The organism is Methyloceanibacter sp. (assembly GCF_050726195.1).
GTDB lineage: Bacteria > Pseudomonadota > Alphaproteobacteria > Rhizobiales > Methyloligellaceae > Methyloceanibacter.
Window position 1 is genome coordinate 1 of the sequence record NZ_JBOHJC010000026.1, and the last position, 21,834, is coordinate 21,834.

Below are 21,834 nucleotides of genomic sequence, written 5' to 3' on the forward strand. Positions count from 1 at the left end.
TGCCGAAGCTTGCTTCGGCGCGGGTGAGGGGGATCAAAATCCGGCTTTAGCCCCCTCACCCATTCCGCCGAACGACTTGGCTTGTGCCAAGTCGTGGCGGAAAGCCCTCTCCCCGCTGGGGAGAGGGTTGACAGAGCGCGCCGCGCGATTACAGCCTGATCTCCACGATCGGGATGTGCGGGATCGAGCCCGCCTCGATCTGCGAAAGATTGATCTCCAGCTGATCGGTGTCGAACCGCACCGGCACGTCGAACTCGAAGCCGGCCGTCACCGCCACATCCACCGGCGGAATGTGCTCGGGCAGAAACGTCACCACCCCCGTGGTCGTGCTCACCGCGAAATCACCGGGGTCCTGCACGATGCCGTCCACGGCGACGAGCACGCTCCCCGCCACCGGCAGGTTTACGGCCCTCGTCCACGGCGCGAAGCCCGAGCCATAGGTCTTGACCAGCTGGAACGCGGCCGTCTCCCCGTCGCCCACGCCGATCGCCTGGTCAAGCGCGGTCGGCGTCTCGGAAGGCGCGCACGATTTGTAGTCGGTCCAGTCCTTGAAGCGGAAGCCGTGCAGCCGCCCGCGCCGCTCCTCGAAGAAGGCGATCACCGCGTGGAGGTCGTCGACGCTCTTGATGCCGTAGCCCGCGTTGTAGCTCCGCTTTGAATCCGCCCAGCGGCTGTTGCGCTCCTCGTGGCCGGAGCCGAGCACGACGATCTCGGTACGCCGCTCCGGCCCGCCTGAGGCGCCGAGCGACACCCGGCTCGGAAACCGCACATCGTGAAATGCCATGGGAGTCGCGCTCCGCTAAAGATTCCGCTGGCCGCGCCCGACCACGCGCGACAGCATGGCCGCGATCTGGCCTTCCGAGCGCCTGAAGCTCTGCGCGTCCTGGGTGGTGACGTTGAACGTCACGTTCACCGCGGACGCCGCTCCATCGGCGCGCACGCCGAGCCTGCCGTCGCGGCCGCGCGCTAAAGGCAGGATCGCCTCCGGTCCCGCCTCGCCGGCTAGACCAAGTCGTCGTCCACCCAGAGGAAACGTCATCGGCGAGGAGATCACCCCGCCATGCGCAAACGGCACCGGCAAAGCCGGCACGAGCCCGGCCCCGCCGAGCAGCTGCGTCAGGCCATTGCCGAAGGCCTGACTGATTGGCTCGAGCGCGGCCGCCAGCGTGTTCTGCGACAGCGAGAAGGCGAGCGACCGCAACACATCGGAGAGCGCGCGGCCCTTGAGCGACGCGTCGGTGAAAGCGCGGGTGAGGTCGCTGGCGAACTTGCCGCTCAGCCTGCTGGCCTCGCTGAGCTCCCGCCGCAGTTCCGACGCATCCGCCCCGATCGTGAAGTGGATTCCGTCGTTCGGTTCCATACTTATTTTTCTCCTTTGTCATCGCCCGGCTTGACCCGCCTGCGGCCCGAAGCATGATCACGGATAGCCTCCGTGCTAGCCTTCGGCGGGCGAAGGGCCGGGCGATCCAGTAACCACTGCCCTCTCGATCACGAATGTCATGGGTTACTGGATGCCCGCTTTCGCGGGCATGACACGTTTGGTGTCAGGATACTCAGTCATCAGCGCCGCGAGGTCAGTGCGCGACATCGGATGCGGCACCGCCACGCCGAACGCGCCACGAAGCGCCGCGTCGAACTCGCGCGGCGTCATCGCCCAGAACACGCGCGGCGAAAGCCGCAAGACGCCGAGCCCAGCCGCCATCGCCTCGTCCCACGGGAAGGCAACGCGTGCCGAGGCCCCCGCTACTCCGCCGCCGCGCCGAAAGGGCCCGTCTCCTCGCCGCCCCGCGCCGCGGTGAAAGTGGCGGCCAGGAGCCGCACCACGATCTCGACGAAGCCCGCCGCGCCGCCGTCCGACCGCATCGCCGCCACGTCATTGTCGTCGATGTCGTAGCCCGCGCCGCGCAAGCCTGCGCCGATCATGCGGATCGCATCCTTCGCGGCGATGCGCCCCGCCTCGAACCGCTCGGCCACCGCCAGCATGTCGTCCTCGCCGAACGCGTGCTCGAGCTCCGCGAGCGCGCCGAGCGTAAGGCACAGCCGGTAGCTCTTGCCATCGAGCACCGCCTCGATCTCGCCCCTGTGCCGATTGACCATGTCCCCTCCTTTACGCCGCAGGCGTGAAACTCAGTGCGCCGGCGGATTCGAGGCTCAAATCGAAGCTCATCTCGCCGTCGTGCTGGCCGCCATATTCGAGGCTGGCGATCTGAAACGCGCCTTCCACCGTGCCGAAATCCGGCACGATCACCTGCCAGTCGCGCACCGTGCCTGCGAAGAAATACGCGCGCAGCGTCTCGTCGGAGCCTGCATCCTTGAAGATGCCGCTGCCACTGACCCGCGCCGTCTTGATGCCGGCGCCTTCCAGTAGCTCGCGCCAGCGCCCGGCCGACTCCTGGTCGGTGACGTCGACCGCGGCGGCGTTGAACGCGAGCGTCCGCGCCCGCAAACCCGCCACCGTGACGAAGCTCCCCGCCCCGTCGCTGTCGACCTTGAGCAGGAGATCCTTACCCTTTTGCGCCGTCATGCTTGGTCCTCGTGTTGAAATGCGCGCAACAAAAAGGGCGGCCGAAGCCGCCCTTCAAAAGAACTCCGTCATGCCCGGCCTTGGCCCGGCCATGACAGGAAGTTATTTGATTCGATGATAGGCGGCCGACGACAGCTAGTCGTACAGCCGCGCCTCGACCATCTTGCGCAACGTCACCCGGTCGCGCGTCGACACCCCGATCAGCTCGGCCACCCGCCACACGAGGTTCGACTCGAACTCGTCCACCACGCCGTCGGCCATGACCACTTCCCACAGCATCTCGACGATGCGCTTGCGGCCGTCCTGGTCGAGCTCGCGGCACAGCACGCTGGTGAAGCGGTATAGGTCGACCGAATCGCGCTCGCGCGCCGCCGCATCCTCGAACAGTGCCCGCGCCTCGGCCGGGTCGAGATCGAACCGCCGCTCAAGTAGCGCCTTGACCTTTCCCTGTTCCTCCTTGTCGAAGGTACCGTCGATCGTTCCCGCGGTAATCAAGAGGGCGCCGGCGGCGAGCCGGAACTCCTCCTCGCGCAGAGTATGCGCGCGGGACTCATCGCCCGCCACGCCCTCGACGAATTCCTTGAGCTTCGCCCACAGCACCATGCGTCCCTCACCTCCCAAGCCGTCATGCCCGGCCTTGTGCCGGGCATCCACGATCTCCATCGAGGTCCTACAAAACGTGGATGGCCGGGACAAGCCCGGCCATGACGCGTGAGTGTGGTTTGGGTGACGGGACCTAAGCCGCGGCCTGCTGCGCCGGCTCGGTCACGGCGCGGTAGCGCACGATGCCGTGCAAGGTCTCGCCGTCGGGGTCGATGCGCGCCTCGGTGAACTCGTGGCGCAGATTGACCAGGTAGTGGTCCTCCAGCATGAGCGGCTGGTTGTGCAGCACCGTGCGGATCACCTGGATGATCTCGTGCACCTCCTGGCGGCTGTCGGCGCGCGACCACACATGCAGAGTGACACTGTGCTCGGCGCCGTCTTCGGTGCCCGTGCTCCAATCGAGGTTCACGGTCTGGCCGAGGGCGATGTAAGGAAACGGCGCGCCGTGCGGCGGGTCGCTGTAGATGCGTGCGCCGCCGAGCAGCGACGTCAGCTCGGACGACCCGGCCAGCGCCTGATAGATGCTGCGCTGAAGCGCCCAACTCGCTGCTGTCGTCATGGTGGCCAGTCTCCGCTACGATTTGTTAACTCTCATGTAGGGGCCGCAACCCGGGTTTGAAAGGCCTCGGCCATCCACCAATCTGCGATCACACCGCGCCTCGGCGCTGCCCGAAAGACGCCGCTAAACTATTTCCGAGACTCTGCTTAATGCGCGGTAAACGCGCCCGGAACGCGGGAAAAAGCCAGGGCTGGGCCCGCATCCGCACGGTCCCATATTCCAGGAAGCGCCCGGCACGATGCGGCGTTCCGACCGCGTAGGCCATGCGCTCGCGGTCACTGATGTCCCGCACCTCGACGGTCCGCCCGAGATCGCCCGGCGCCGCGCGGGCCGCCGCTGCGGCGACCGCCTCGGCATCGCGCCGCAGGCTGTTCTTCACCGCCGCCGGCATGTCCTTTGCGTCGAGCCGCCGCCGCAAGGCGGCAAGCCCGCGAATCGTCACCATGGTCATAGATCCCGCTCCTCGCACTGACAGCGCAGCCATGTTTTGCGTTCATCCACGTCGATCGCCGCCAGAATGTGAAACACGCGGGCCCCAAGCCGGAAGTGCATGGCGGGCGTGACACCCGGCCGGTAGCGCAGCACGACCTCGTGGCTCACCCGGCCGGCAAGCCGGTCGGCCTCGACCGCCTCGGAGCCGCCGCTCGGGCGGAGCGCGGCCCACACCGTCGCCACCTCCACCCAGGTCTCGGTGAAACCGCCGGCGCCGTCGCTCACCCGCTGCGCTTGTTCGAGCGTGAGCCGGCGGCGGAGTTCGCCGATGTCGGGGCCACTCACAGCCGCACCCGCCGGTACGGCAGAAGCAGCCCTGCGACCGTCGCCGGCACCTCTTGCGCGGCCGCGCCGAGCACCACCGGCTCGCGCCGCTCGTACCAATGCGCCACGAGTAATGTCACCGCATGGCGGATCGGCTGCGGCACGTCGGCCGCCGCATCGCCATGGCCCGCCGTGAACGCCATTTCGAAGGCGTTGAACGCACGCGGCGCGACCGAAGGCGGCGCGCCTTTGAGCATCACCCGCGCCGGTACCGACAGCACGTCGGCCGCATAGTCGTTTGCATCGATCGCGGTCTGTCCGCCATCCACATCATGGACCGTGATGGCGCCAACCGAAGCGACCGGCGCGATGGGAAGCGCGATGCGGCAGCTCGGTGGCCAATGGTCGAGAAAATACGACCAGGTTTGCGTGATGAGCGCGAGCCCGAGCGTGCGCTCGACCGTGAGCCGCGCCGCGGTGATCAGCGAAGCGATCAGCGCATCTTCGTCATCCGTGTCGATGCGAAGATGCGCCTTGGCCTCCGCCACGCTGACTGGCTCGGCGGCCGGCGCCGCCGTCAACACAACGGTCATCTATGCGTTCCTCCGCGGTTTGGCGGCGATATCGCGCCACGACCACAGCCCCGCCGTCTGCTATGGTTGACAGGTTCCCAGTCCCCTGGGGCCTTCAACCTAAAGGACGAAGCAAATGAACACGTTCACACGGTCATCGTTTCGCGTTGCCATGGCGTTGCTTGCTGCGTTCATTCTCGCGCTCTTCGTGAGCGCACCCGGCCATGCTGAAATTCACTGCGCTGGCGGCCACTGCAACTGCAGCGGGGATAAGGACTGCAATACGATGTTCACCAGTCTCTGCACGGACACTGGCGGAAGCTGTAACAACGATAACAACACTTGCACCTGCACCCAGAAGGCCAAGGCCGCCACCGGCAGCTTGGGCGGCACGAAGGTTCCGCAAGCCGGCGCGATCCAGAAGAACACCGGGACGATGAAGAAGTACTAGCCGTCGCGCCCCCTCGGCGACGGCATCGGAAGAAGTGGCGGCCGCACCCGCGTGGGAGGGGCGCGTGCGCGGCCGCCTGCCCCGGACTTGATCCGGGGCCTGCCCCCGGACTTCGATCCGGGGGCTTGCCCTGCCAGGCTTTTGAGTTTGCGAAGGCGTGCAGCACACGCCTTCACCTCTCCCCACAGGGGAGAGGGAGTCGCGCCGCGCCCGCGCCTAAGACGTGCCGAACTTCAAGAGCTTGATCGCGTCGAAATCCTGCACGCCGCCGCCGACCCGCTTGGTCGTGTAGAACAACACATACGGCTTGGCGGAGTACGGATCGCGCAACACCCTGATGCCGGCGCGGTCGACCACGAGATAGCCGCGCTGGAAGTCGCCGAACGCCACCGAGAAGCTGTCCGACGCGACGTCCGGCATGTCCTCGCTCTCGGCGATCGGATAGTTCATCAAGGTCGGGGCGAGATCGGCGCGCTCCGGCGGCGTCCACAGATAGTTGCCGTCGGCGTCCTTGAACTTGCGGATCGCGGCTTGAGTGGCGCGGTTCATCACCCAATGGGCGTTGGCGCGATACTCCGACTTCAAGGTGTAGATGAAGGTGATGAGATCGTCGGACGGGTTCGTGGTGTCGAACGCGCCGTCGGTCCCCGTCGCCACATAGCCGATATTGCCCCATGACCACGAGCCGTTGGCGACCTTGGTGTAATCGAGGAAGCCCTTCGGCTTGTTGTTGCCGTCGCCCGACACGAAGGCCGTGCCTTCCTGCTGAGCGAAGGCGATGCCGATTTCCTCCGCCAGCCACTCGTCGATATTCACCGCCGAGTCGTCGAGCAGGGTCTGCGTCGCCGACGGCATGGCGTAAAGCTCCATGGTCGGGAAGGTCAGCTCGGCGAGCGTCGGCGAGTTGGTCTCAGGCCGCGTCGCCGTCTCCGCCACCCAGCCGGTTGCCGGCCCGGTGATGGCAAACGGCTTCTTGTACACTGACGCGCTCACCGTGCGGTTGCCGGCGATGGCCCTGATCGGCGAGATGTTCTTGACCCCGCGGATCACCGCGGCTTCCGTCTCCGGCGGCACGAGATAGCCGCCATCGGCGCCGGAGCCGACCGACAGCGCCTTCGCTTCGAGCGCATGCAGGCCGCCCGCCTCGCCATGGCGCATATAGGCCTCGAACGCGGCCTTGTGCTGGCTGAGCGCACCGAACGAGCGGGTCGCCAAGGGCCCGAGCTGCGGCCGCGCGCTCTTCAAGGTCAGCCGGTCCACCGTCGCCTTGTGCTGATCGAGCGCGCGGTTGATGCGCTCGAGCTTCTCGGTGGTGACCGGGTCTTCGGAGATCTGCTGCTCGATCTGCGCGATGCGCTCGTCGTTGGTGGCCTTATATGCCTCGAAGGCGCGCATGAACTCGTCGAACGCGAGCGCCACGTCGTCGCCGGTGACGGCGGGCGCGCCGCCATTGGCAACGCCGCCATTCATGGCGCCGTCGGTGTTGCGCGTGGCAAAGCCGCGGCGCGCCTTGGTCTCGATGCCGTGGCTCGCAATGTCTCCGCGCGCGACGTCTCGGCTCGCGGTGTCTTTGCTCTCGAAGTCTCGGATGTCTTGCAACTCTTGCAGTTCGCTCATGTCAGTCCTCTTCTCTTGGGGGGCGATAGTTATTGTCGTCACCCCGGCGAAAGCCGGGGTCCAGGCGTGAGTCCGACTAGATTCCGGCTTTCGCCGGAATGACGCTGGCGTTAGCGTGCTCGAAGACGCAGTCACCTCGCGCCGCTTGCGGCGCGAGGTGGGGCGGGGGTCAGCGGGGCGTCTCAAAACGCGAACGCGCTCAAGTAGCGCTAAGCGCGGCAGCGCAAACAAACATGCCCGGCACGTTGGCCGGGCATGACGAAACCTCTTAGTTGGTGCAACCGTCGTTCTGAAAGCGCAGTTGCCCTAGGCAACTTCGGCGTTAGAAGCTGCAATATTCACTTTGTCAGGGGTCCAAGGCAGGTCAGGAAAAGGAAGCGCCGCCTCCGAGACCGTCCGCTTGAACAAAGACACAAAGGTCGGCCAAACAGACAACCGCACTATCTGTATCGCGAGTTCGTCTAAGTGGACGGCATCATTCTTGGAAGAAAAGGAGAACAAATATTTGGCTCGCACCTCTGCTTCAGGTGAATCCTCCAGCTGGCTTTGGACGATGAACGTGGATACGGCAATCACGTTTTCTTCGAAAGATTCCTTTTCGCTAATAGTGACTTCATATGCGAAGGCTCTTTCTCCCTCCTTGGAAATCACATCTGGATTCAATCGGAGCGAAAGGTCGACCAGCCGACAATAGTCGAAGGTCACGTCCTTCCAATGGGGCAACGCCGTCTTAGTCATACGAGGCGCCTGGTTTCGCGCTTGGCATGCCACACTACGTGGGTCATCGGCGATGAGCGAAGCTGACCAAAACTCGTGCGGGCCAATTGAATTGGTTCGAGAGGCTCTCGGCCAAACACTCCTGCCGTTACGACCGCGCCCTGTCTAAGGCTCTCTAGCCATTCTCTATCTCTCCTTGCATCCGATAGATCGTTAGCGAGTTGGCGACTAATCGCATCGCAAACCCAGGCATTCAGACTCTGATTGCGACGAGCGGCAGCATGCAGCGCCGCCTTGTGCAAATCTGGCCCTACGCGAACATTGAAGCTACCTTTGCAAGGTCGCGCAGGTTCCTTTCCTAGCTCTCGACAGGTTTCAAGATAGTCATCAACCAGTTCGGCAAACGCCTCCTGAGCCTTGGAGGTGTTAGTCACATGCGTCGAGATCGAATCGTCGATATGCAGAATCTTGAGAACGAGATATCCGTCCTCGTATTCTGCTGAGCCTTGATAACCCTTGTGATTTAGCACGCTCATATCACACCAGCCTCCTCAAGATCCCTACGCAGCCTTCTGACCATGCTCGGTCCCATCTCCCCGTTGTGAGGAGCGTCCGCGATGAGGACGTGTCCGGAGTTTCTGTGAGCAAAACGTCGCCGGCTGCCGCGGGTTCGTCCCTTGAGGGTCACCTCCCGATAGCCAAGATGTTCCACGACTTTCACAAAATCCCGCCAAGGGAAGGTCCCAGAACATGCGATAAAGGCGGTTAGGAGCTTTTCGTTTCGCGCCATTAGCGCCTTCCAGCGCGATTGGAAGCACATTGAGCCGGAAATTGCAACTAAAGGTTAGTCGCAGCCTTTACAAGTCTCCCGCCCGGAGGTACCCCCAGGAAATGTGCAAGCTAAGGCTGAAAGGGGTTTGGCTGCAACCTTCAATCCAGGCCTCCCCGCTTGTCGTCTCCCTTCGCCGGGCCCGCCGTCGCGGTTGCCGGCCGAGACGCGCGGCTGGTTCGGGTCGAAATTGGCTTTGACCGCGCAGCGCAGCGCGTTGAGCTTGGTCTCGAGCAGGTATGCATTCAGCGCCGAGCGCGCGCGATGAAGCGCGCGCGTGACCGCGCGGCCCGCGTCCAATCATCCAAGGCCGATGCTCTTCGAGCGTCTTCTATGTCGGCTTGAAGATACCGCGGTCGAGGGCCCTCATCGTCATACCTGCGTCGCCCGCATATGGCTGTCGCTTAGAGTCGACAATTTCTTGCAGGACTCTACGTCCCTCCTCAGGTGCGAAAACGAGAGAATTTCTAACTGCACTCAGTCGAACCCACAGATTTTCGTGATCGTAAAGCGCAAGGAGTAGCCGCCGTTGATCGCCAGGACGGCTCCGGAGCTCATCGACAACTGCCTGCTCCTTACGAAAGAGACGGTTGTATCCAGGCGTGTCGTCGTACAAAACCGCATCCTCTTCGGCAAAGCCGATTGCCACGTAACGTTCGAATAGCTCCTCGATACTTAGTTTCCCGAGATCCACACGTTTCATGGCTTCAAAACTCCAAACTGGATCAGCGCATCAATGCCTTCCTGATAGCGGGTTTCCCAGTCTTGGTCCTTGAGTCCCTCCCTAAGCGACTTCTTTCCGTACGCTCGGTTCTCTCTCTCGAAGAACCCCGTAATCTGATGGTGCTTGAATATGGGAATACGTACAAGATTCTCACGCGAATTGATCCTCGCGTTCTCACCAAGCTGCTCCGAATTTTGCTCCACGATATGATGAATCTCGTAGCCTGCGCGCGGGTGCGAGACAGCGTCCCGGAGCTCCTCCAAGGTCTTTGGCGGATCGGAATAGCTTACGATTGAAGCTAGCCCTTCCTCGACGACCCACGAAGCGACCTCCAGTCCAACAAGCGCGCGGTAGACGGCAGCTCGGAGTTCCGCGCCAACCAAGCCACGGAGTTGCGCGCGCACAAGGATGATGTCCAGGACTTCGCGGGCTACGAGCTTGAAAACAGCATTTCGCAGAGGCGTAGATGCTGGTCTCTCCTCCGGAATATCCAAATGACTTTGAATGTCGCGGCCGCCACCGCCCGCAAGCGTGTCGCTTCCCGCACTTCCGCTGACCGCACCGCCACCACCACCTCCGCCGTCAGTCCACTGGCCGCCGTCGGGGTTGCCGGCCGGCACGCGCGGCTGGTTTGGATCGAAGCTGGCTTTGACCGCGTAGCGCAGCGCGTGGAGCTTCGTCTCCACCAGGTATACATGCAGCGCCCAGCGCACGCGATGAAGCGCGCGCGTGGCCGCCCGGCCCGCGTCAGAGGACTGCATTTGTACGGAGCTCCACTTTCGCGGGGCGATCTCTCCCGCGCGTCGCCCCGGCGCAAGCCGGGGTCCAGGTGTGAGTCCGCTCTGGATTCCGGCTTTCGCCGGAATGACGAGAAGTCATTAGCCTTCGCGCATCAGCCGCGCGCCGCGGCGGAACTTGGCGAGCCGCGGGCAGCTACGCACCTCGCGCTAGTCCAGCCCAATGACAACGAACTCTGAGGCCGGATGTCCGTCAGTCCAAAGGCGCACCCCGTGTCTCTGCGCTTTCTACTCGCATGCGAAGAATTGTCTCCTTCATAGCCGTCTCGACAATGATGTTGCCGCTTGGCGTTGGGAGAATGCTGTCGAAAAGCGGCGCAGACTCCAAGCCTACCTCCTGGGCAGGCCCCACGGTCACCGCCGTATCCCCGTCTCAATCGGGCAAGCAGCCGACGGCTACACTGCTCGGCGTCGACCAGACCGCCCCGATACCGTCGATGTCGGGAAGGTCCTCGACAGTCGGGTCCCGAATCCAAAGGAGCGAATTCAGCACGGGCCAGCGAATGGATTGCGCAACCACTGACGTCCCCGAGACGGCTATCCCAGACCGATAATAATCCTGTCAGGTTCAGTCGGATGGTTCACCCAAATCCTTACACGCGTCTCCGTGTCCGGTACTGGGGCGCTGAGAACTGTTTCGTTTTCGACCGTCCACACGACAACCGCGCGGTTAGGCGTGTCGAGCGTGGCATCGAACGCTGGACTCTGCCCGGGATCGACGTCATCCGCAGAGCCAAGAGTTACCTCGGTCTCGCCGTCAAGAGACATCAAGCATCCCACTGAGATGCAAGACGGCATTGACAGGATGAGCTGACCCCAGATTGGCTCTGGCACCGGAATGCCACTCGCATGCGAGATGAAGAGGATTGAGTTTGGGGGCGCGACCTTAGCCGTTCGGCGCATGGCTGATCAGTCCACCCCAATGACCACGAATTCTGTGCCCTGATGCCCGTCAGTCCAAATGCGTACGCGGGTTTCCGCGCTTCGCACTCTCATTTGCAGAACAGATTCCTTCAGGACCGTCTCAACAATTATTTGTTGGCTCGGCGTATTCAAACCGCCGTCGAATAGCGGAATCGAATCCAAACCGACTTCCTGCGCAGTGCCAATGGTGACCTCGGTGTCTCCATCGCAATCTGGCAAACAACTGACCGCAACACAGGCGGGCGTCGACCAAACCGACGATTTGCCGTCGATGTCGGGACGTTCCTCAATCGTTGGGTCCCTGATCCACAGGAGGGAATTCAGAACCGGCAAACGGACTGACTGCGCGGTCATTTTCGAGACCCTCTTCCGGTTATCCAGCCGCCCTGCTTGAGACTGCACGGCAGACACTGCGGATAAAGCCGCTGCGGTCGACCAGTGGAGTTTAGCGCGGTCGGCGGCTGATGGTCGGGGATAAAGTTGCCGGAGGGCGTGCCCGGCGCGTAACCGCCGCACGTATGACATCCAGTTTCTGACCCGATGCGATTTACCTCACGCCGCTCATCAACTCTAAAATCGCGACTTGATCCTCGCGCTGAAATCGACTCGCCCGCGAACGGCCCCGGTCCGATTCCCTTGAATGAAAGCTCGCGAAGGTAGGCGTCGGCTTCGCGGATTTCCGCCCTTGCCGCGTCGATCTCTCCTTGAACCGTTTCCGTAAAGCTCGGCGTCGGACGCCACTTGGCATCGAGCTCTCGGACTTTATCTCTAAGTCTCGCCGCCCGAGCATTGAGGACTGCGTGTTGGACCTCCTGTTGCAGTGTGGCTGGTGCACGGCGTCCGTCTCTTAAGGTGACGTATCCAGAACCGCGGCCTCCCCGTCCTAAGCGGCCGCTACCGCCGACAAGCGTGTCGCTGCTTGCGCTGCCGCTTGTCGAGCTGCCACCACCCCCGTCGGTCCACTGGCCGCCGTCGGGATTGCCGGCCGGCACGCGCGGCTGGTTCGGATCGAATTTGGCTCTGACCTTGCAGCGCAGCGCGTGGAGCTTGGTCTCGAGCAGGTGCGAATGCAGCGCCCAGCGCACGCGATGAAGCGCGCGCGTGACCGCGCGGCCCGCGTCCAACGAAGCCATCCCTGACTCTCTGAATTAGCTTGAGCGCATCAGCCGCGCGCCGCGGCGGAACTTGGCGGCGAGAAGCGCATTCGCCGCGCGCGCGTCGCGCGGTTGCCCCGGCCGCCGCTTCACGGTCGAGACCCGCGCCTCGGGCAGCATGGGGAACGTCACCACGGAGATTTCCCACAGGTCGATCTTGTCGAGGCGGCGCACGCCGGACGCGGGATCGGTGCGCCCTTGCACCGTGCGGAAGCCGATCGAGAGCCCGTCGAGCGCGCCGGCGCGCATCAACGACAGCACCTCGCGCGCTTTCGTCACTTCCGGCATCAGCCGCCCTCGGGCGAACAAACCCTTGCCGTCCTCGTTGAGCTCGAGCCACACGCCGATCGGCTCGTTGGGGTCGTGCTGGAACAGCAGCTTCACCCCGCGCGCCCCGCGCGAAGCGAGGCTGTCGCGGAACGCGCCGGGCATCACCAGGTCCTGGCCGAGATCGACCTCGCCGAACAGGCTGGCATAGCCGGAGAACGTGCCATCGGCCTCCACCGATTTGAGATCGACGGGCGCGAACTTCACTTCGCGCTCCGGCCAGTCGTCGCCAAAGCGTTGCAGCATGTTGTTATCTTTCGGTTGTCGCGCCTACACGCCCTTCATGGCGACGCCGGCCGCGAGCAGCCCCCAGCCGAACATCGCGATCCAGAAGGCGAAATGGCCGATCGCCGCGAACCCGCCCTCGATCGCCCCCAACACGCCGAGCAGATAGAGCACGAACGCGCCGGCCGCGAGCAGGATCGAGGCATAGAACACGTATTTGGTCGGTGGTGTGAGCCTGAGCGCCATGGTCGCCTCCCGCGATGTTTCCCCCGCGGCAACGCTAACATGGCGGCCGCGCCCGGCCTACCTTGGCGAGGCGCTTAAGGCGGCGGCGCGCCGGCGAAACGATCGCCGCCGTCGATGGCGCCATAGCCCACCGCCGCGCGCTTCTCGTTGACGGTGAGAAAGTCCGCCGCCTGCACCCGCGCCCATAGCGCCTCGCGTTCGGTGGACAGCGCCTCCACCGCGTCGATATCGGGACGCAGTTCGAGCGTTGACGCCTCCATGCCTGCGCCCGCCTCGCCGAACGCCGGCGCAAGCCATGCGGCAAGCGCCTTGGCGGTGCGCGAGACGAGTGGCAGCACCGTCTGCCGCCAGAACGAGCGGTTGGCCTCGGCGTAATTCGAATAGGTGTTATCGCCGGGAATGCCGAGCAGCATCGGCGGCACGCCCAAAGCGAGCGCCACCTCCCGCGCCGCCACGTGCTTCGCCGAGATGAAGTCCATGTCCTTCGGCGAGAAGGACATGCCCTTCCAATCGAGCCCGCCCTCGAGGAGCAGCGGCCGGCCGGCGTTCCGCGCGCCCTGGAAGCTCTCCTCGAGCTCGGCTTTCAGGCGGTCATATTGCTCCGGCGTGAGCTGCCCATCCTTGGCGGTATAGACCAGCGCGCCGGAGGGACATGCCGAATTGTCGAGCAGCGCCTTGTTCCACGCGCCGGAGGCGTTGTGCAGATCGATGGCGGTGGCGGCAGGCTCGAGCGGGCTCAAGCCGTAATGGTCGTTGAGTGGGTGGAACAGCGCCATATGCAGGATCGGCCGCACCCCGTCGTCACCTTGCGCGAAGCGCACCGTCTGCCCCGCCACCGAATATTCGTACGCCTCCGGCCAGCCGTCGGGCCCCGGCACCACCTTCATGCGGTCGGGCCTGAGCGCGTGCAGCTCGCGCACTGCGCCGTCGACCGCCACCGCCTCGAGATACGCATTCCCCGCCACCATGAGGTGGCCGTACCACGCTTCGAGCAGATCCGGCCCGCATTGCATCGCGTTCGGACGCGCGAGCAGCGCGAGCAGAGGATGATCGTCGATGGCGCGCTCGCCGTCATAGAGATAGAGCGGCACGGAGCCCGCGGCCTCGGCGATCATGCGCACCGCGCGGTAGACCACGGCGTTCTTGACGAAGCCTTCGCGGGCGAGGCTCGACAGATCGCGCGGCGTCCACACCGGCTGCCCGCCCGACGCCCAGGCGATGAACTTCGCCGTCTTGCTCGCCTTGGCTTCGAGGCCGAACAAGCGCCTCAGCGTCTTCCCCAAACCCATTCTCATGCTTCACCTATTCGGTTCCCGTCCGCGGCGCGCCTTCATCCCTCCCCGGAGGGGTGGGCAGCAAGTAGCCCGGATGGAGCGAAGCGAAATCCGGGGCCCCGCATTGCGCTTCGCTTCATGCGGGCTACAACTCACTCACACAAAGCGCAGGCGCGGCTCCGGCAGCACGCGCAACAACAAATCGGTGAGCGCCCACACCAGCGCATCGACCCGGTCGGGACTGGCGCCCCCCGATAGCCCGTCGGCGCCGAAATCGCTCATCTCGTCTTCGAGCCGAGGAAACGCGCCGACATGCGCCACCCTGCCCTGCTCGTAGAGCGCCGCCACCGGCTCGGCTCACAGCCATTTTCCGCGATACGCGCGCACCGCGCGCACCGGCATGGACGCATCGACTTGGCGCAGCACCGCCTCGACCAGATCGCCGCCCTGGTTCACCTCGACCACGATACGGTCCGCCTCGAACCTGCGATACGCGGCGACCACCGCGCGCGCCCAGTCCAGCGGGCGCACCCCTTCGCGCGTGAGATCGGCGAGCACATAGGCGCGTCCGTCGCGCCCGAGCCCCGCCACGACGATGCCGCACGCGTCCGCCGCGCCGCCGCTCGACACCGGCGGGTCGACCGCCACCACGACACGCGCCAGTTCCGGCGCCGCGCGCACTCTGGATCCCTCGATCAGCGCCCGCGGCCATAGGCTGTCCGGCCTGTCCTCCAGGATCTCGGCGTCGAGCTCCTGGCGGCCGAGCCGCGTACCGCGATAGCGGCCGACGATCGCCTCAAGAAAAGACGGCGCGAGGTTCGCTGCGTTGGCGGACGTCGGCACCTTCGTCACCGCGCAGCGCGCATCGGCGAGCAATGTCTTAATCAGTTTGATCGGCCGCGGCGTCGTCGTCACCACCTGCCGCGGCGAAGTCCCGAGCCGAAGCCCGAATTGCAGCATGTCCCAGGTCTCGTCGGGCCGCCGCCATTTGCAAAGCTCGTCGCACCACGCGGCGGAGAATTGCGGGCCGCGCAAGGACTCAGGGTCCTCCGCCGAGAACAGCTGGGCGATCGCGCCCGTGTCCCACATCACTTGCCGCTTCGACGGCTCGTACACCGGCCGCTCATCTGGCGGGTGTACCGCGAGCAGCCCCGACACGCCTTCCACCATGATGCTCCGCGCGTCGGCATGCGTCTCGCCGATCAGCGCGATGCGCGCCGGCGGCTCTTCGCGCGCGCACGCGATTCTCCGCACCCACTCCGCGCCCGCGCGCGTCTTGCCGGCGCCCCTGCCGCCGAGCATGAGCCACGTGGTCCAGTCGCCGCCGCCTTGCGCGGCGAGAGGCGGCAGCTGATCCTCCCGCGCCCAGGTCTCGAAATCGTAGCGAATTCGGATGCGCTCGCGCGGCAAAAGCGTTGAAAGGAATTGCTCAAACGTCTTCGCCCTTTCGGAGTCGAGCAAGGCGGTCCGCAAGATCGCGGCGGAACTCGTCCGCATCGTCGCTCATTCCTTTCGCGGTGTCCGGTCCGCTCCCCTTGCCTCCCTTGTTCAGTTTTTCGTCGACCGCGGCGAGTCTGGTGACGGTTTGCAGGATCGCGGCAAGCTCGCGCGAATCGCGTTCGCTGTCCGCGGCGGTCCGCTCGCCGCCTTGCCGTTCAGTCTCGGCCATGCGCGCCTCCAAAAGTTCCAGCTTGCGGTCGAGCAGCTTGAAGAGCCGCGCGATGATGCGCTGGCGATGCAACTCCTCGCCCTGCGGCCCGGTGAACGCGTGACCCGGGCCCCGCCATTTTCGTCTCGTCCTTTTCGTCGGCACGACGCGCACCCAGCCGAAGGACTTGATGCGGCGCCGCAAGGTCGTCGGGGCGATACCCCGCTCCTCGGCGATCACCTCGACCGACTTGCCGCTATAGAGAAAGTCGTGCTTGACGCCCGCCCATTCGCCCTCGTCCGGCCCATCGTCGCTCATGTCGTAAACTCACAACGTCATACCGGCGCAAGCCGGTATCCAGAGTCACGGGCTCCGTGTTTGTTGCTTCTGGATTCCGGCTTTCGCCGGAATGACGCTTGTTGTTTTGCCCGAGCGTACCCACACCCCGTCATACCGGCGAAAGCCGGTATCCAGGGGCAAGGTAGCGGAGCGCCCGGGGCTTTGGATTCCGGCCGTCGCCGGAATGACGAGAGGGGAACGCGCCGCGCTCCAACGCAAGCCTCAGAAACCAACAACGCCGCCCCATCTCTGGAGCGGCGTCCTCGACGCGCCGGCGGGCTCGGCTGTCGCCTCGCCCACCTGTCGCGTTATAGCCGAACCCTAGCCGAGGAGCGTCACGCTGTCAAGAATAAATTCCTATGCCTCGTTCCGCCAAAGTGGGGCGGGCTCAGCTCTGCTCCCGTTGCGGCAGGCACGCGCCGATCGTCAGCCGCAGCTCGCCGCATTCGGTGTCCATGACGTAGCCGAACGGCCACGATTTATAGGGCCCGAGCACGGCGCGGTGGCTGCCCTCGCGCGTCCAGCGCAATTGATAGATCTGCATGCGCACCGCGTCTTCGGGCAGCTTCGCCTCCAGGTGGAACGTCTCGCCGGGATCGAGCCGGTCGGCGCCGCCGCTTGCCTGACCCACGGGCTTGCCGTCCTCGTCGAGGAACAGGACCACCGTATCGAGGTCGGTGTAGAGGCTGTCCGAGTGGTTCCAGAACGTGCCGCGCCAAGTCCGCTCGCCCGATGGCGCGCTCACCACTTCGTTGCGGCTGAGCGCGATATTTTCGGTGGGGTCGGTCGCGGCCAGGACAAACATCGCCGCGAAGGCAATGACCGCGAGCGCCGCCAGGACGGCCCACGTCGCGATCGCTCGCTTGCGCCACCGGCGTAGCCCCGCGTTCTCCGAATCTTTGGCCATTTCGGTTCCCTCACCCGTTCATGAGACTTGCACGGCGCCAAGCGAGAGGCCGGTGGCATGAGCAACTCCCGAGTATGTTGCTAAAAATTGGCCCCGGGAGGCTCCCGCAGTCAACGCCTCGGTCTCGAACCGGTAATGACGGTTTATTGTTCCAGCGCCGGGATGATCCACACGAAGCCCGCGACGAACACGATCACCACGAGCATCACCAGGGGCCAATCGATGCGCCGTGGCGGTGGCGGCGGATCGCCGAGATGCCATTCAGGCTGGTTCCGGTGATGCCGGCTGCGAAACAGGGGTTTGAGGGGTCGCGCCATGGCGCGGAGTCTGGCTGCTCAAGGCAAACAAATCGTTTGCGACCAGCCTCTGACTTTCACCGTCATCCTGAGGTGCCGCGAAGCGGCCTCGAAGGATGGCGGCTGGTCACCCTTCGAGGCTCGCTCCGCTCGCGCCTCAGGGTGACGGAAGGGAGCGCCCCCCTAAGCCCGGGCCTTCTCCCCATCGAAGATCGGCATCATCTTGTCGCGCATCAGCGTGACCGCCTCGTTGACGGCGCCGACATTGATGCGCGGCTCCAGGCAATTGATGCCGCGCGCCAGCACGTCGCGCGCTTCCGCGCGGGTAAGAATCTTCTTCTCGACCAGGACCTCGAGCAGCGCCAGCGTGGTCACGCCGCTGGCGACGGCCATGCCTTGCGCGCTGCACCCGAGAAAGCTGAGCATGACGGTTCCTCCTTCGTCGTTGCCGGAGACCCGTCCTTTAGTGTGCCCGGGGACGCGTCCTCCGGATCCTGAAATGCCGCCCGCTTCCTTGGCGGGCCATCCTTATAACGTGAGGCTGCCCGGGCCGCAGGACAAGCCCTTTGGGCCCGGCCGCTAGCACAGATTCTGCCAGTCGAGCACGTTCTGCTCCATCTTCACCACCCCCGACTGGGCGAGCTGGCGCATGATCTGCTGGAGCTGATTGAACAGATCGACGGCGCAAGGCGCCGGCAGCACGAGTCGGCACACCACATGGCGCGCGCCGGTCGGCGTCTTGTCCGCCTTCGGCTCGCTCATGCGGCTCGCGGCGAATTCGAGCCTGAGCGTGCTGCCGTCGAAGAACGACACGCCCATCGTGTCGGCGAACACCTCGCCGACTTCGGGGTGCGGCTCGAGCGGTAGCTTCTTCAAAGTGTCGCGGGGGTCGGCCATACGTGTCTCCTTTGCGACGATGTCATTTGCTGATTGGTCTTGCTTCGTGCGTTTCGTCATCCCTGTGGCACCTGGCGGCAATTCGGCCCCCAACTCCACTGGCCGCGCGAGTCCGCATCGTTGCAGGGGGGCGCGATGTCCTCCGGCGGCTTCTCGACGGCGGCGCCGAGCGGGTCGATGCAGAACACGAAGCCGGTGACGGGATTGATCTCCGCCTTCCTGCAAGCCGGTGCCTGTGCCTCGCCGCCCGCGGTCTCCGCCGCATAGGCTGTCCCGCCGGCAAGCGCCGCAGCGATCACCGCCGCCATCGTCACGCGCACCATATCACTTCTCCACGTCGCGACTGAATTCCACGCCGAGCATAGTGCGGCTGCCCTCCCCCCGAAAGCTATAGAATCCCTCCCCTTAAAAGGGGGAGGGAAGCTTGTCGCGCGAAGCAGGACAGGCAGGGTGGGGGTGATATTACTGGGGCCGCCTAGCGCAGCACGCCGGACTCCTCGATGCACCGCGCGTTCGCCGGCGGATAGATGCGCTCCAGCACGTTAGGCGTGAGAGGCTTATTGTCCGCGAAGCTCTCGTACATGCAGGAACAGTACTCGCGCAGCTTGACGGGATCGAACTGCTTGACGCCGCGGTCGGCCATGCAACTGTCCATCCAGCCGGCATCGGCCGCGCCCGGCTCGGCTGCAGCCCGCGCCGCGTCGCAGACGGCCGCGCCGATCAGCGCGACGGCGATGCCGAGAAGGGGCCTACCCGTCATGATCGCTCCCAGAACTTCCGCATTCCGCTGTGCAGCCAACATGCGCGTGGGCCGCACATCGCTACCGTAATGACTCGACGCGAGCCGGCAAAGAGCGCAAGGTGGCGGTAGTGCGTGGGTGACCCCCGGTGAGTATGTCCGTCGAAAGACGGCCTTCCCGTGCGTGGAGCCCACGCACACTTCCCTCCCGTGACGTTCAACAGCGAGCCGTAGCGAGCCGTAGAGCCGTAGCCCGGGTGAAGCGAAGCGTAACCCGGGAATGATTGATGGAATGCCACCGGATTTCGCTGCGCTCCATCCGGGCTACGACTACGGCGCTACAGCAAAAAGTCGCCCTTCGACAGGCTGCCGACATTGACGAAAATCTCGAAGTCGGACTTGCCGTCGCCGTCGACGTCGGCCTGGACGATGACCTTCGAGCCCCTGTCCTCGTAGCGCAGTTCGCCCTTGTTGCCGCGGAAGTCCTGCCTGCCGATCCACTCGAAGTCGTCATGACCGCGCGCGTCCCGTTCGGCGCTCGCGGTGGTGTAGCCGCCTTTGGACGGAACCTTGGCGTCGATGTCGCTGAGGTCGATGTGATCCTGGCCGCGCGTGAAGTCGACGATCTTGTCGCGCCTGCCGCCGGTCCTCGAGTGGGCGAGCGCGTCGAAGTCGAAGATGTCGCGGCCGTCGCCGCCGCTCATGACATCGCGTCCCGCGCCGCCGATGAGGAGGTCATCGCCGGCGCCGCCGTTGAGGACGTCGTTGCCCTTGCCGCCATTGATGATGTCGTCGCCGTCGAGGCCTGACAGGCGATCGCGCCCGCCACGGCCGAGAATGATGTCGTCGAATTGCGTCGGCAAGTCTTCCCCGGGCACCGTGTGCGTGGCGTCGACCCGGTCGGCGCCATTGGTGCCGACGATGCGCACGCCGCCGGGGATGCCGCTGGTCAAGGTCACGTCGTTGCCGTCGCCGCCGTCATAGTCGATGGTGAAGGTGCGGCCGCCGAACGTGAACTGCGCGTCGTCGGCAAGACCGGCGAAAATGCCTTGCACTTGATCGTTGCCGTCGTTGTCGATGATGGTGAAGGTCTCGACCGCGTTCGGGCCGAGGGTGAAGCCGCCGATGAAGGAGAGGTCGAGCGTGGCGCCGCCGAGATTGACCGTGCCGGCGACGTCGAGCTGGTCGTAGCCGGTCCCCGCTGTCGTGCCGCCAAGCTCGACCTTGAAGAACGAAGCGGCGGCGAAGACGATGGCGCCCGTCGAGAGGATGCCGGCGCTCGCGCCGGGGCTCAGCGTGCCGCCGGCATTGACCGTCACCGCGCCGGTCTGGCCATTGCCGCCAAGCGTCGCGCCGGTGTTGACGGTGGTCGCCGAATTGGCGATCGAGCCGTCGATCTGGAGCACGCCGCCATTGACGGTCGTCACGTCGGTATAGGTGTTGTTGCCCGACAAGATCTGCGTCCCGTCGCCGATCTTGATCAACATGAGCACCGATAAGCCATTGATCAGTGTGCCGGAAAACGTCGCGTCGTCGCCGTTCGCTCCGACACTGAGGGTGTGACCCTCAGGCAATATGAGGCTGCCGTTCTGCACCGTTCCATCGCCGGACAGCGAGCCGATCGTCTCGTCGCCGGCAACAACGAGCGTTGCGCCGGCCGCGACCGTAACGGCCGACATATCGCCGATGGCGTTGCCGAAACCGGCGGTCAGAACGCCCTCGTTGATGTTGGTTGCGCCCGTATAGGTGCCGTCGCCCCTGAGCTGGAGTTCTCCCGCACCGATCTTGGTGAGGCCGAATGTCCCGCCGGTCTCGCCGATCATGCCAAAAAGTGTGCCCGTCTCGCCGTCATCGACGTCGAGATCGAGGTCGTGCTGGAGGTCGATATCGTTGCCGATGACGATGCCGTCCTGAATGTGCAGGGTCGAGCCGAGCACCGTCAGCAGGCCTGAGCCGAGCGCGTTGTCGTGGCCGACCGAGACCGTGCCGCCATTGAGCGTCACGCCGCCCGAGAAGGAGTTGTCGGCAGTCAGGATCAGCGTGCCGGCACCGGTCTTGGTCAGGCCGAATGGACCACCAGTCTCGCCGATGGAACCTGCGTGGGTGCCCGACTCGCCGGCATCGACGTTGACGTCGAGATTCGCCCGCAGGTCAGTGGCATTGGCGATGGCGACGCCATCCTGAATGTCGAGCGTGGAGCCGAGCACGGTCAAGGCGCCGGTGCCGAGCGCGTTGTTGTGGCCGGCCGAGAGCGTGCCGCCGTTGAGGATCACGCCGCCCGAGAAGGAGTTGTCGGCGTTCAGGCTCAGCGTGCCCAAGCCGGTCTTGAGCACCTCGCCGGCATTCATGTCATTGCCGGTGTCGTCGGCGATCGCGTCGTTGATCTCTTGCGTATCGTCGACCGCCTGCGGATCGAATTGAACGGTGGCATTCTGGAGGAAGATGCCGGTGCCTGCCGCCTGACCATCGGTGCCGTTGTTGGCGCCGGTGCCCGCCGTCACCGACCCTCCGCCCATGGTGCCAGAGCCCTGAACGATGAGGGTGCCGCCGTCGCGCACGAAGATCGCGCCGCCGAAGCCCGCGCCGCCGCCGCCGCCGGCAGAGCCGCCGCCGCCCGCGCCATCGCCACCGCCGAACCCGCCTATGCCTGGCGTGCCGCTGCCCGAGCCGCCGCCGCCGCCGAAGCCGCCATCGCCGCCAGTGCCGAAG

29 protein-coding genes and 2 pseudogenes are annotated in these 21,834 nt (G+C 65.0%); 1 reads left to right on the plus strand and 30 read right to left on the minus strand.

Annotated features, from left to right (window positions below; genetic code table 11):
• Window positions 1-148 precede the first annotated feature (148 nt).
• From ACRECX_RS14760 to ACRECX_RS14805, 10 genes and pseudogenes are all read right to left on the minus strand, one after another.
• Window positions 149-784, minus strand: a complete 636-nt coding sequence (locus ACRECX_RS14760) for a phage distal tail protein, Rcc01695 family (protein ID WP_431559607.1) — start codon at window positions 782-784, stop codon at window positions 149-151.
• Between the two features lie 15 nt (window positions 785-799).
• Window positions 800-1,360, minus strand: a complete 561-nt coding sequence (locus tag ACRECX_RS14765; protein ID WP_431559608.1) for a phage tail tape measure protein — start codon at window positions 1,358-1,360, stop codon at window positions 800-802.
• 144 nt (window positions 1,361-1,504) lie between these two features.
• A pseudogene (locus ACRECX_RS14770) lies at window positions 1,505-1,708 on the minus strand (rcc01693 family protein); the annotation flags it as partial.
• Between the two features lie 35 nt (window positions 1,709-1,743).
• On the minus strand, window positions 1,744-2,097 hold the full coding sequence (locus tag ACRECX_RS14775) for a gene transfer agent family protein (RefSeq protein ID WP_431559609.1): 354 nt from the start codon (window positions 2,095-2,097) through the stop codon (window positions 1,744-1,746).
• A 10-nt stretch (window positions 2,098-2,107) separates the two neighbouring features.
• A complete protein-coding gene (locus tag ACRECX_RS14780; RefSeq protein ID WP_431559610.1) occupies window positions 2,108-2,524 on the minus strand; it encodes a phage major tail protein, TP901-1 family in 417 nt (138 codons plus the stop codon).
• 135 nt (window positions 2,525-2,659) lie between these two features.
• The gene (locus ACRECX_RS14785) at window positions 2,660-3,187 is read right to left on the minus strand and encodes a TerB family tellurite resistance protein (RefSeq protein WP_431559611.1); all 528 of its coding nucleotides are present in this window, start codon (window positions 3,185-3,187) and stop codon (window positions 2,660-2,662) included.
• A 73-nt stretch (window positions 3,188-3,260) separates the two neighbouring features.
• Window positions 3,261-3,686 (minus strand): DUF3168 domain-containing protein, encoded by a 426-nt coding sequence (locus ACRECX_RS14790; protein WP_431559612.1) that lies wholly within the window; start codon window positions 3,684-3,686, stop codon window positions 3,261-3,263.
• Between the two features lie 88 nt (window positions 3,687-3,774).
• Complete coding sequence (locus ACRECX_RS14795; protein WP_431559613.1) at window positions 3,775-4,137, minus strand: hypothetical protein; 363 nt, start codon at window positions 4,135-4,137, stop codon at window positions 3,775-3,777.
• A complete protein-coding gene (locus ACRECX_RS14800) occupies window positions 4,134-4,463 on the minus strand; it encodes a phage head closure protein (protein WP_431559614.1) in 330 nt (109 codons plus the stop codon). The genes ACRECX_RS14795 and ACRECX_RS14800 overlap by 4 nt, the downstream gene beginning before the upstream one ends.
• Window positions 4,460-5,035 carry a head-tail connector protein gene (locus tag ACRECX_RS14805; protein WP_431559615.1) on the minus strand — a complete coding sequence of 192 codons (576 nt, stop codon included), beginning with the start codon at window positions 5,033-5,035 and terminating at the stop codon, window positions 4,460-4,462. Before ACRECX_RS14805 ends, ACRECX_RS14800 begins: the two co-directional genes overlap by 4 nt.
• A gap of 115 nt (window positions 5,036-5,150) precedes the next feature.
• Here ACRECX_RS14805 and ACRECX_RS14810 point away from each other — a divergent pair, with 115 nt between their 5' ends.
• Complete coding sequence (locus ACRECX_RS14810) at window positions 5,151-5,465, plus strand: hypothetical protein (protein WP_431559616.1); 315 nt, start codon at window positions 5,151-5,153, stop codon at window positions 5,463-5,465.
• Window positions 5,466-5,681: 216 nt separating this feature from the next.
• Here the strand turns inward: ACRECX_RS14810 and ACRECX_RS14815 are convergent, their stop codons facing one another.
• The 20 genes and pseudogenes from ACRECX_RS14815 to ACRECX_RS14910 all read right to left on the minus strand — a co-directional run.
• Entirely contained in the window at window positions 5,682-6,935 is a 1,254-nt protein-coding gene (locus tag ACRECX_RS14815; protein ID WP_431559635.1) for a phage major capsid protein, read from the minus strand.
• 453 nt (window positions 6,936-7,388) lie between these two features.
• Complete coding sequence (locus tag ACRECX_RS14820) at window positions 7,389-7,820, minus strand: hypothetical protein (protein ID WP_431559617.1); 432 nt, start codon at window positions 7,818-7,820, stop codon at window positions 7,389-7,391.
• Window positions 7,817-8,335 carry a type II toxin-antitoxin system HicB family antitoxin gene (locus ACRECX_RS14825; protein ID WP_431559618.1) on the minus strand — a complete coding sequence of 173 codons (519 nt, stop codon included), beginning with the start codon at window positions 8,333-8,335 and terminating at the stop codon, window positions 7,817-7,819. The genes ACRECX_RS14820 and ACRECX_RS14825 overlap by 4 nt, the downstream gene beginning before the upstream one ends.
• Window positions 8,332-8,619, minus strand: a complete 288-nt coding sequence (locus tag ACRECX_RS14830) for a type II toxin-antitoxin system HicA family toxin (protein WP_431559619.1) — start codon at window positions 8,617-8,619, stop codon at window positions 8,332-8,334. The genes ACRECX_RS14825 and ACRECX_RS14830 overlap by 4 nt, the downstream gene beginning before the upstream one ends.
• A 340-nt stretch (window positions 8,620-8,959) precedes the next feature.
• Entirely contained in the window at window positions 8,960-9,331 is a 372-nt protein-coding gene (locus tag ACRECX_RS14835; protein WP_431559620.1) for a DUF2019 domain-containing protein, read from the minus strand.
• On the minus strand, window positions 9,328-10,113 hold the full coding sequence (locus tag ACRECX_RS14840; protein ID WP_431559621.1) for a hypothetical protein: 786 nt from the start codon (window positions 10,111-10,113) through the stop codon (window positions 9,328-9,330). Before ACRECX_RS14840 ends, ACRECX_RS14835 begins: the two co-directional genes overlap by 4 nt.
• Before the next feature lie 945 nt (window positions 10,114-11,058).
• Window positions 11,059-11,427, minus strand: coding sequence for a hypothetical protein (locus tag ACRECX_RS14845; RefSeq protein WP_431559622.1), 369 nt, complete (start codon window positions 11,425-11,427; stop codon window positions 11,059-11,061).
• On the minus strand, window positions 11,424-12,206 hold the full coding sequence (locus ACRECX_RS14850; protein WP_431559623.1) for a hypothetical protein: 783 nt from the start codon (window positions 12,204-12,206) through the stop codon (window positions 11,424-11,426). The genes ACRECX_RS14845 and ACRECX_RS14850 overlap by 4 nt, the downstream gene beginning before the upstream one ends.
• Window positions 12,207-12,221: 15 nt before the next feature.
• Window positions 12,222-12,800 carry an HK97 family phage prohead protease gene (locus ACRECX_RS14855; RefSeq protein WP_431559624.1) on the minus strand — a complete coding sequence of 193 codons (579 nt, stop codon included), beginning with the start codon at window positions 12,798-12,800 and terminating at the stop codon, window positions 12,222-12,224.
• A gap of 24 nt (window positions 12,801-12,824) precedes the next feature.
• Window positions 12,825-13,025: a hypothetical protein gene (locus ACRECX_RS14860; protein ID WP_431559625.1), complete on the minus strand. Its 201-nt coding sequence runs from the start codon at window positions 13,023-13,025 to the stop codon at window positions 12,825-12,827.
• 74 nt (window positions 13,026-13,099) lie between these two features.
• Window positions 13,100-14,314, minus strand: a complete 1,215-nt coding sequence (locus ACRECX_RS14865; protein WP_431559626.1) for a phage portal protein — start codon at window positions 14,312-14,314, stop codon at window positions 13,100-13,102.
• Window positions 14,315-14,455: 141 nt separating this feature from the next.
• Window positions 14,456-15,796: pseudogene (locus ACRECX_RS14870) on the minus strand (DNA-packaging protein).
• The gene (locus ACRECX_RS14875; protein WP_431559627.1) at window positions 15,729-16,265 is read right to left on the minus strand and encodes a hypothetical protein; all 537 of its coding nucleotides are present in this window, start codon (window positions 16,263-16,265) and stop codon (window positions 15,729-15,731) included. Before ACRECX_RS14875 ends, ACRECX_RS14870 begins: the two are co-directional and overlap by 68 nt.
• Before the next feature lie 409 nt (window positions 16,266-16,674).
• Complete coding sequence (locus tag ACRECX_RS14880) at window positions 16,675-17,193, minus strand: FxLYD domain-containing protein (RefSeq protein WP_431559628.1); 519 nt, start codon at window positions 17,191-17,193, stop codon at window positions 16,675-16,677.
• A 143-nt stretch (window positions 17,194-17,336) separates the two neighbouring features.
• Window positions 17,337-17,510, minus strand: coding sequence for a hypothetical protein (locus ACRECX_RS14885; protein WP_431559629.1), 174 nt, complete (start codon window positions 17,508-17,510; stop codon window positions 17,337-17,339).
• A 162-nt stretch (window positions 17,511-17,672) separates the two neighbouring features.
• On the minus strand, window positions 17,673-17,915 hold the full coding sequence (locus ACRECX_RS14890; protein ID WP_431559630.1) for a hypothetical protein: 243 nt from the start codon (window positions 17,913-17,915) through the stop codon (window positions 17,673-17,675).
• Between the two features lie 153 nt (window positions 17,916-18,068).
• Complete coding sequence (locus ACRECX_RS14895) at window positions 18,069-18,386, minus strand: hypothetical protein (protein ID WP_431559631.1); 318 nt, start codon at window positions 18,384-18,386, stop codon at window positions 18,069-18,071.
• Between the two features lie 56 nt (window positions 18,387-18,442).
• The gene (locus ACRECX_RS14900; RefSeq protein WP_431559632.1) at window positions 18,443-18,709 is read right to left on the minus strand and encodes a hypothetical protein; all 267 of its coding nucleotides are present in this window, start codon (window positions 18,707-18,709) and stop codon (window positions 18,443-18,445) included.
• A 152-nt stretch (window positions 18,710-18,861) separates the two neighbouring features.
• On the minus strand, window positions 18,862-19,146 hold the full coding sequence (locus ACRECX_RS14905) for a hypothetical protein (protein ID WP_431559633.1): 285 nt from the start codon (window positions 19,144-19,146) through the stop codon (window positions 18,862-18,864).
• Between the two features lie 317 nt (window positions 19,147-19,463).
• On the minus strand, window positions 19,464-21,834 hold a 2,371-nt coding region (locus tag ACRECX_RS14910; RefSeq protein ID WP_431559634.1), incomplete at its 5' end, for an autotransporter-associated beta strand repeat-containing protein.

Excerpts from the sequence above, each read along its gene's own strand:
- ACRECX_RS14780 (WP_431559610.1), bottom strand. The coding sequence starts at position 2,524 with ATGACGGCGCAAAAGGGTAAGGATCTCCTGCTCAAGGTCGACAGCGAC.
- ACRECX_RS14890 (WP_431559630.1), bottom strand. The coding sequence starts at position 17,915 with ATGCTCAGCTTTCTCGGGTGCAGCGCGCAAGGCATGGCCGTCGCCAGC.
- ACRECX_RS14905 (WP_431559633.1), bottom strand. The coding sequence starts at position 19,146 with ATGACGGGTAGGCCCCTTCTCGGCATCGCCGTCGCGCTGATCGGCGCG.
- ACRECX_RS14880 (WP_431559628.1), bottom strand. The coding sequence starts at position 17,193 with ATGGCCAAAGATTCGGAGAACGCGGGGCTACGCCGGTGGCGCAAGCGA.
- ACRECX_RS14805 (WP_431559615.1), bottom strand. The coding sequence starts at position 5,035 with ATGACCGTTGTGTTGACGGCGGCGCCGGCCGCCGAGCCAGTCAGCGTG.
- ACRECX_RS14875 (WP_431559627.1), bottom strand. The coding sequence starts at position 16,265 with ATGAGCGACGATGGGCCGGACGAGGGCGAATGGGCGGGCGTCAAGCAC.
- ACRECX_RS14850 (WP_431559623.1), bottom strand. The coding sequence starts at position 12,206 with ATGGCTTCGTTGGACGCGGGCCGCGCGGTCACGCGCGCGCTTCATCGC.
- ACRECX_RS14835 (WP_431559620.1), bottom strand. The coding sequence starts at position 9,331 with ATGAAACGTGTGGATCTCGGGAAACTAAGTATCGAGGAGCTATTCGAA.
- ACRECX_RS14790 (WP_431559612.1), bottom strand. The coding sequence starts at position 3,686 with ATGACGACAGCAGCGAGTTGGGCGCTTCAGCGCAGCATCTATCAGGCG.
- ACRECX_RS14810 (WP_431559616.1), top strand. The coding sequence starts at position 5,151 with ATGAACACGTTCACACGGTCATCGTTTCGCGTTGCCATGGCGTTGCTT.
- ACRECX_RS14795 (WP_431559613.1), bottom strand. The coding sequence starts at position 4,137 with ATGACCATGGTGACGATTCGCGGGCTTGCCGCCTTGCGGCGGCGGCTC.
- ACRECX_RS14885 (WP_431559629.1), bottom strand. The coding sequence starts at position 17,510 with ATGGCGCGACCCCTCAAACCCCTGTTTCGCAGCCGGCATCACCGGAAC.
- ACRECX_RS14845 (WP_431559622.1), bottom strand. The coding sequence starts at position 11,427 with ATGACCGCGCAGTCAGTCCGTTTGCCGGTTCTGAATTCCCTCCTGTGG.
- ACRECX_RS14760 (WP_431559607.1), bottom strand. The coding sequence starts at position 784 with ATGGCATTTCACGATGTGCGGTTTCCGAGCCGGGTGTCGCTCGGCGCC.
- ACRECX_RS14825 (WP_431559618.1), bottom strand. The coding sequence starts at position 8,335 with ATGAGCGTGCTAAATCACAAGGGTTATCAAGGCTCAGCAGAATACGAG.
- ACRECX_RS14900 (WP_431559632.1), bottom strand. The coding sequence starts at position 18,709 with ATGGTGCGCGTGACGATGGCGGCGGTGATCGCTGCGGCGCTTGCCGGC.
- ACRECX_RS14785 (WP_431559611.1), bottom strand. The coding sequence starts at position 3,187 with ATGGAGATCGTGGATGCCCGGCACAAGGCCGGGCATGACGGCTTGGGA.
- ACRECX_RS14820 (WP_431559617.1), bottom strand. The coding sequence starts at position 7,820 with ATGACTAAGACGGCGTTGCCCCATTGGAAGGACGTGACCTTCGACTAT.
- ACRECX_RS14865 (WP_431559626.1), bottom strand. The coding sequence starts at position 14,314 with ATGGGTTTGGGGAAGACGCTGAGGCGCTTGTTCGGCCTCGAAGCCAAG.
- ACRECX_RS14765 (WP_431559608.1), bottom strand. The coding sequence starts at position 1,360 with ATGGAACCGAACGACGGAATCCACTTCACGATCGGGGCGGATGCGTCG.
- ACRECX_RS14830 (WP_431559619.1), bottom strand. The coding sequence starts at position 8,619 with ATGTGCTTCCAATCGCGCTGGAAGGCGCTAATGGCGCGAAACGAAAAG.
- ACRECX_RS14815 (WP_431559635.1), bottom strand. The coding sequence starts at position 6,935 with ATGAATGGCGGCGTTGCCAATGGCGGCGCGCCCGCCGTCACCGGCGAC.
- ACRECX_RS14775 (WP_431559609.1), bottom strand. The coding sequence starts at position 2,097 with ATGGTCAATCGGCACAGGGGCGAGATCGAGGCGGTGCTCGATGGCAAG.
- ACRECX_RS14840 (WP_431559621.1), bottom strand. The coding sequence starts at position 10,113 with ATGCAGTCCTCTGACGCGGGCCGGGCGGCCACGCGCGCGCTTCATCGC.
- ACRECX_RS14855 (WP_431559624.1), bottom strand. The coding sequence starts at position 12,800 with ATGCTGCAACGCTTTGGCGACGACTGGCCGGAGCGCGAAGTGAAGTTC.
- ACRECX_RS14860 (WP_431559625.1), bottom strand. The coding sequence starts at position 13,025 with ATGGCGCTCAGGCTCACACCACCGACCAAATACGTGTTCTATGCCTCG.
- ACRECX_RS14895 (WP_431559631.1), bottom strand. The coding sequence starts at position 18,386 with ATGGCCGACCCCCGCGACACTTTGAAGAAGCTACCGCTCGAGCCGCAC.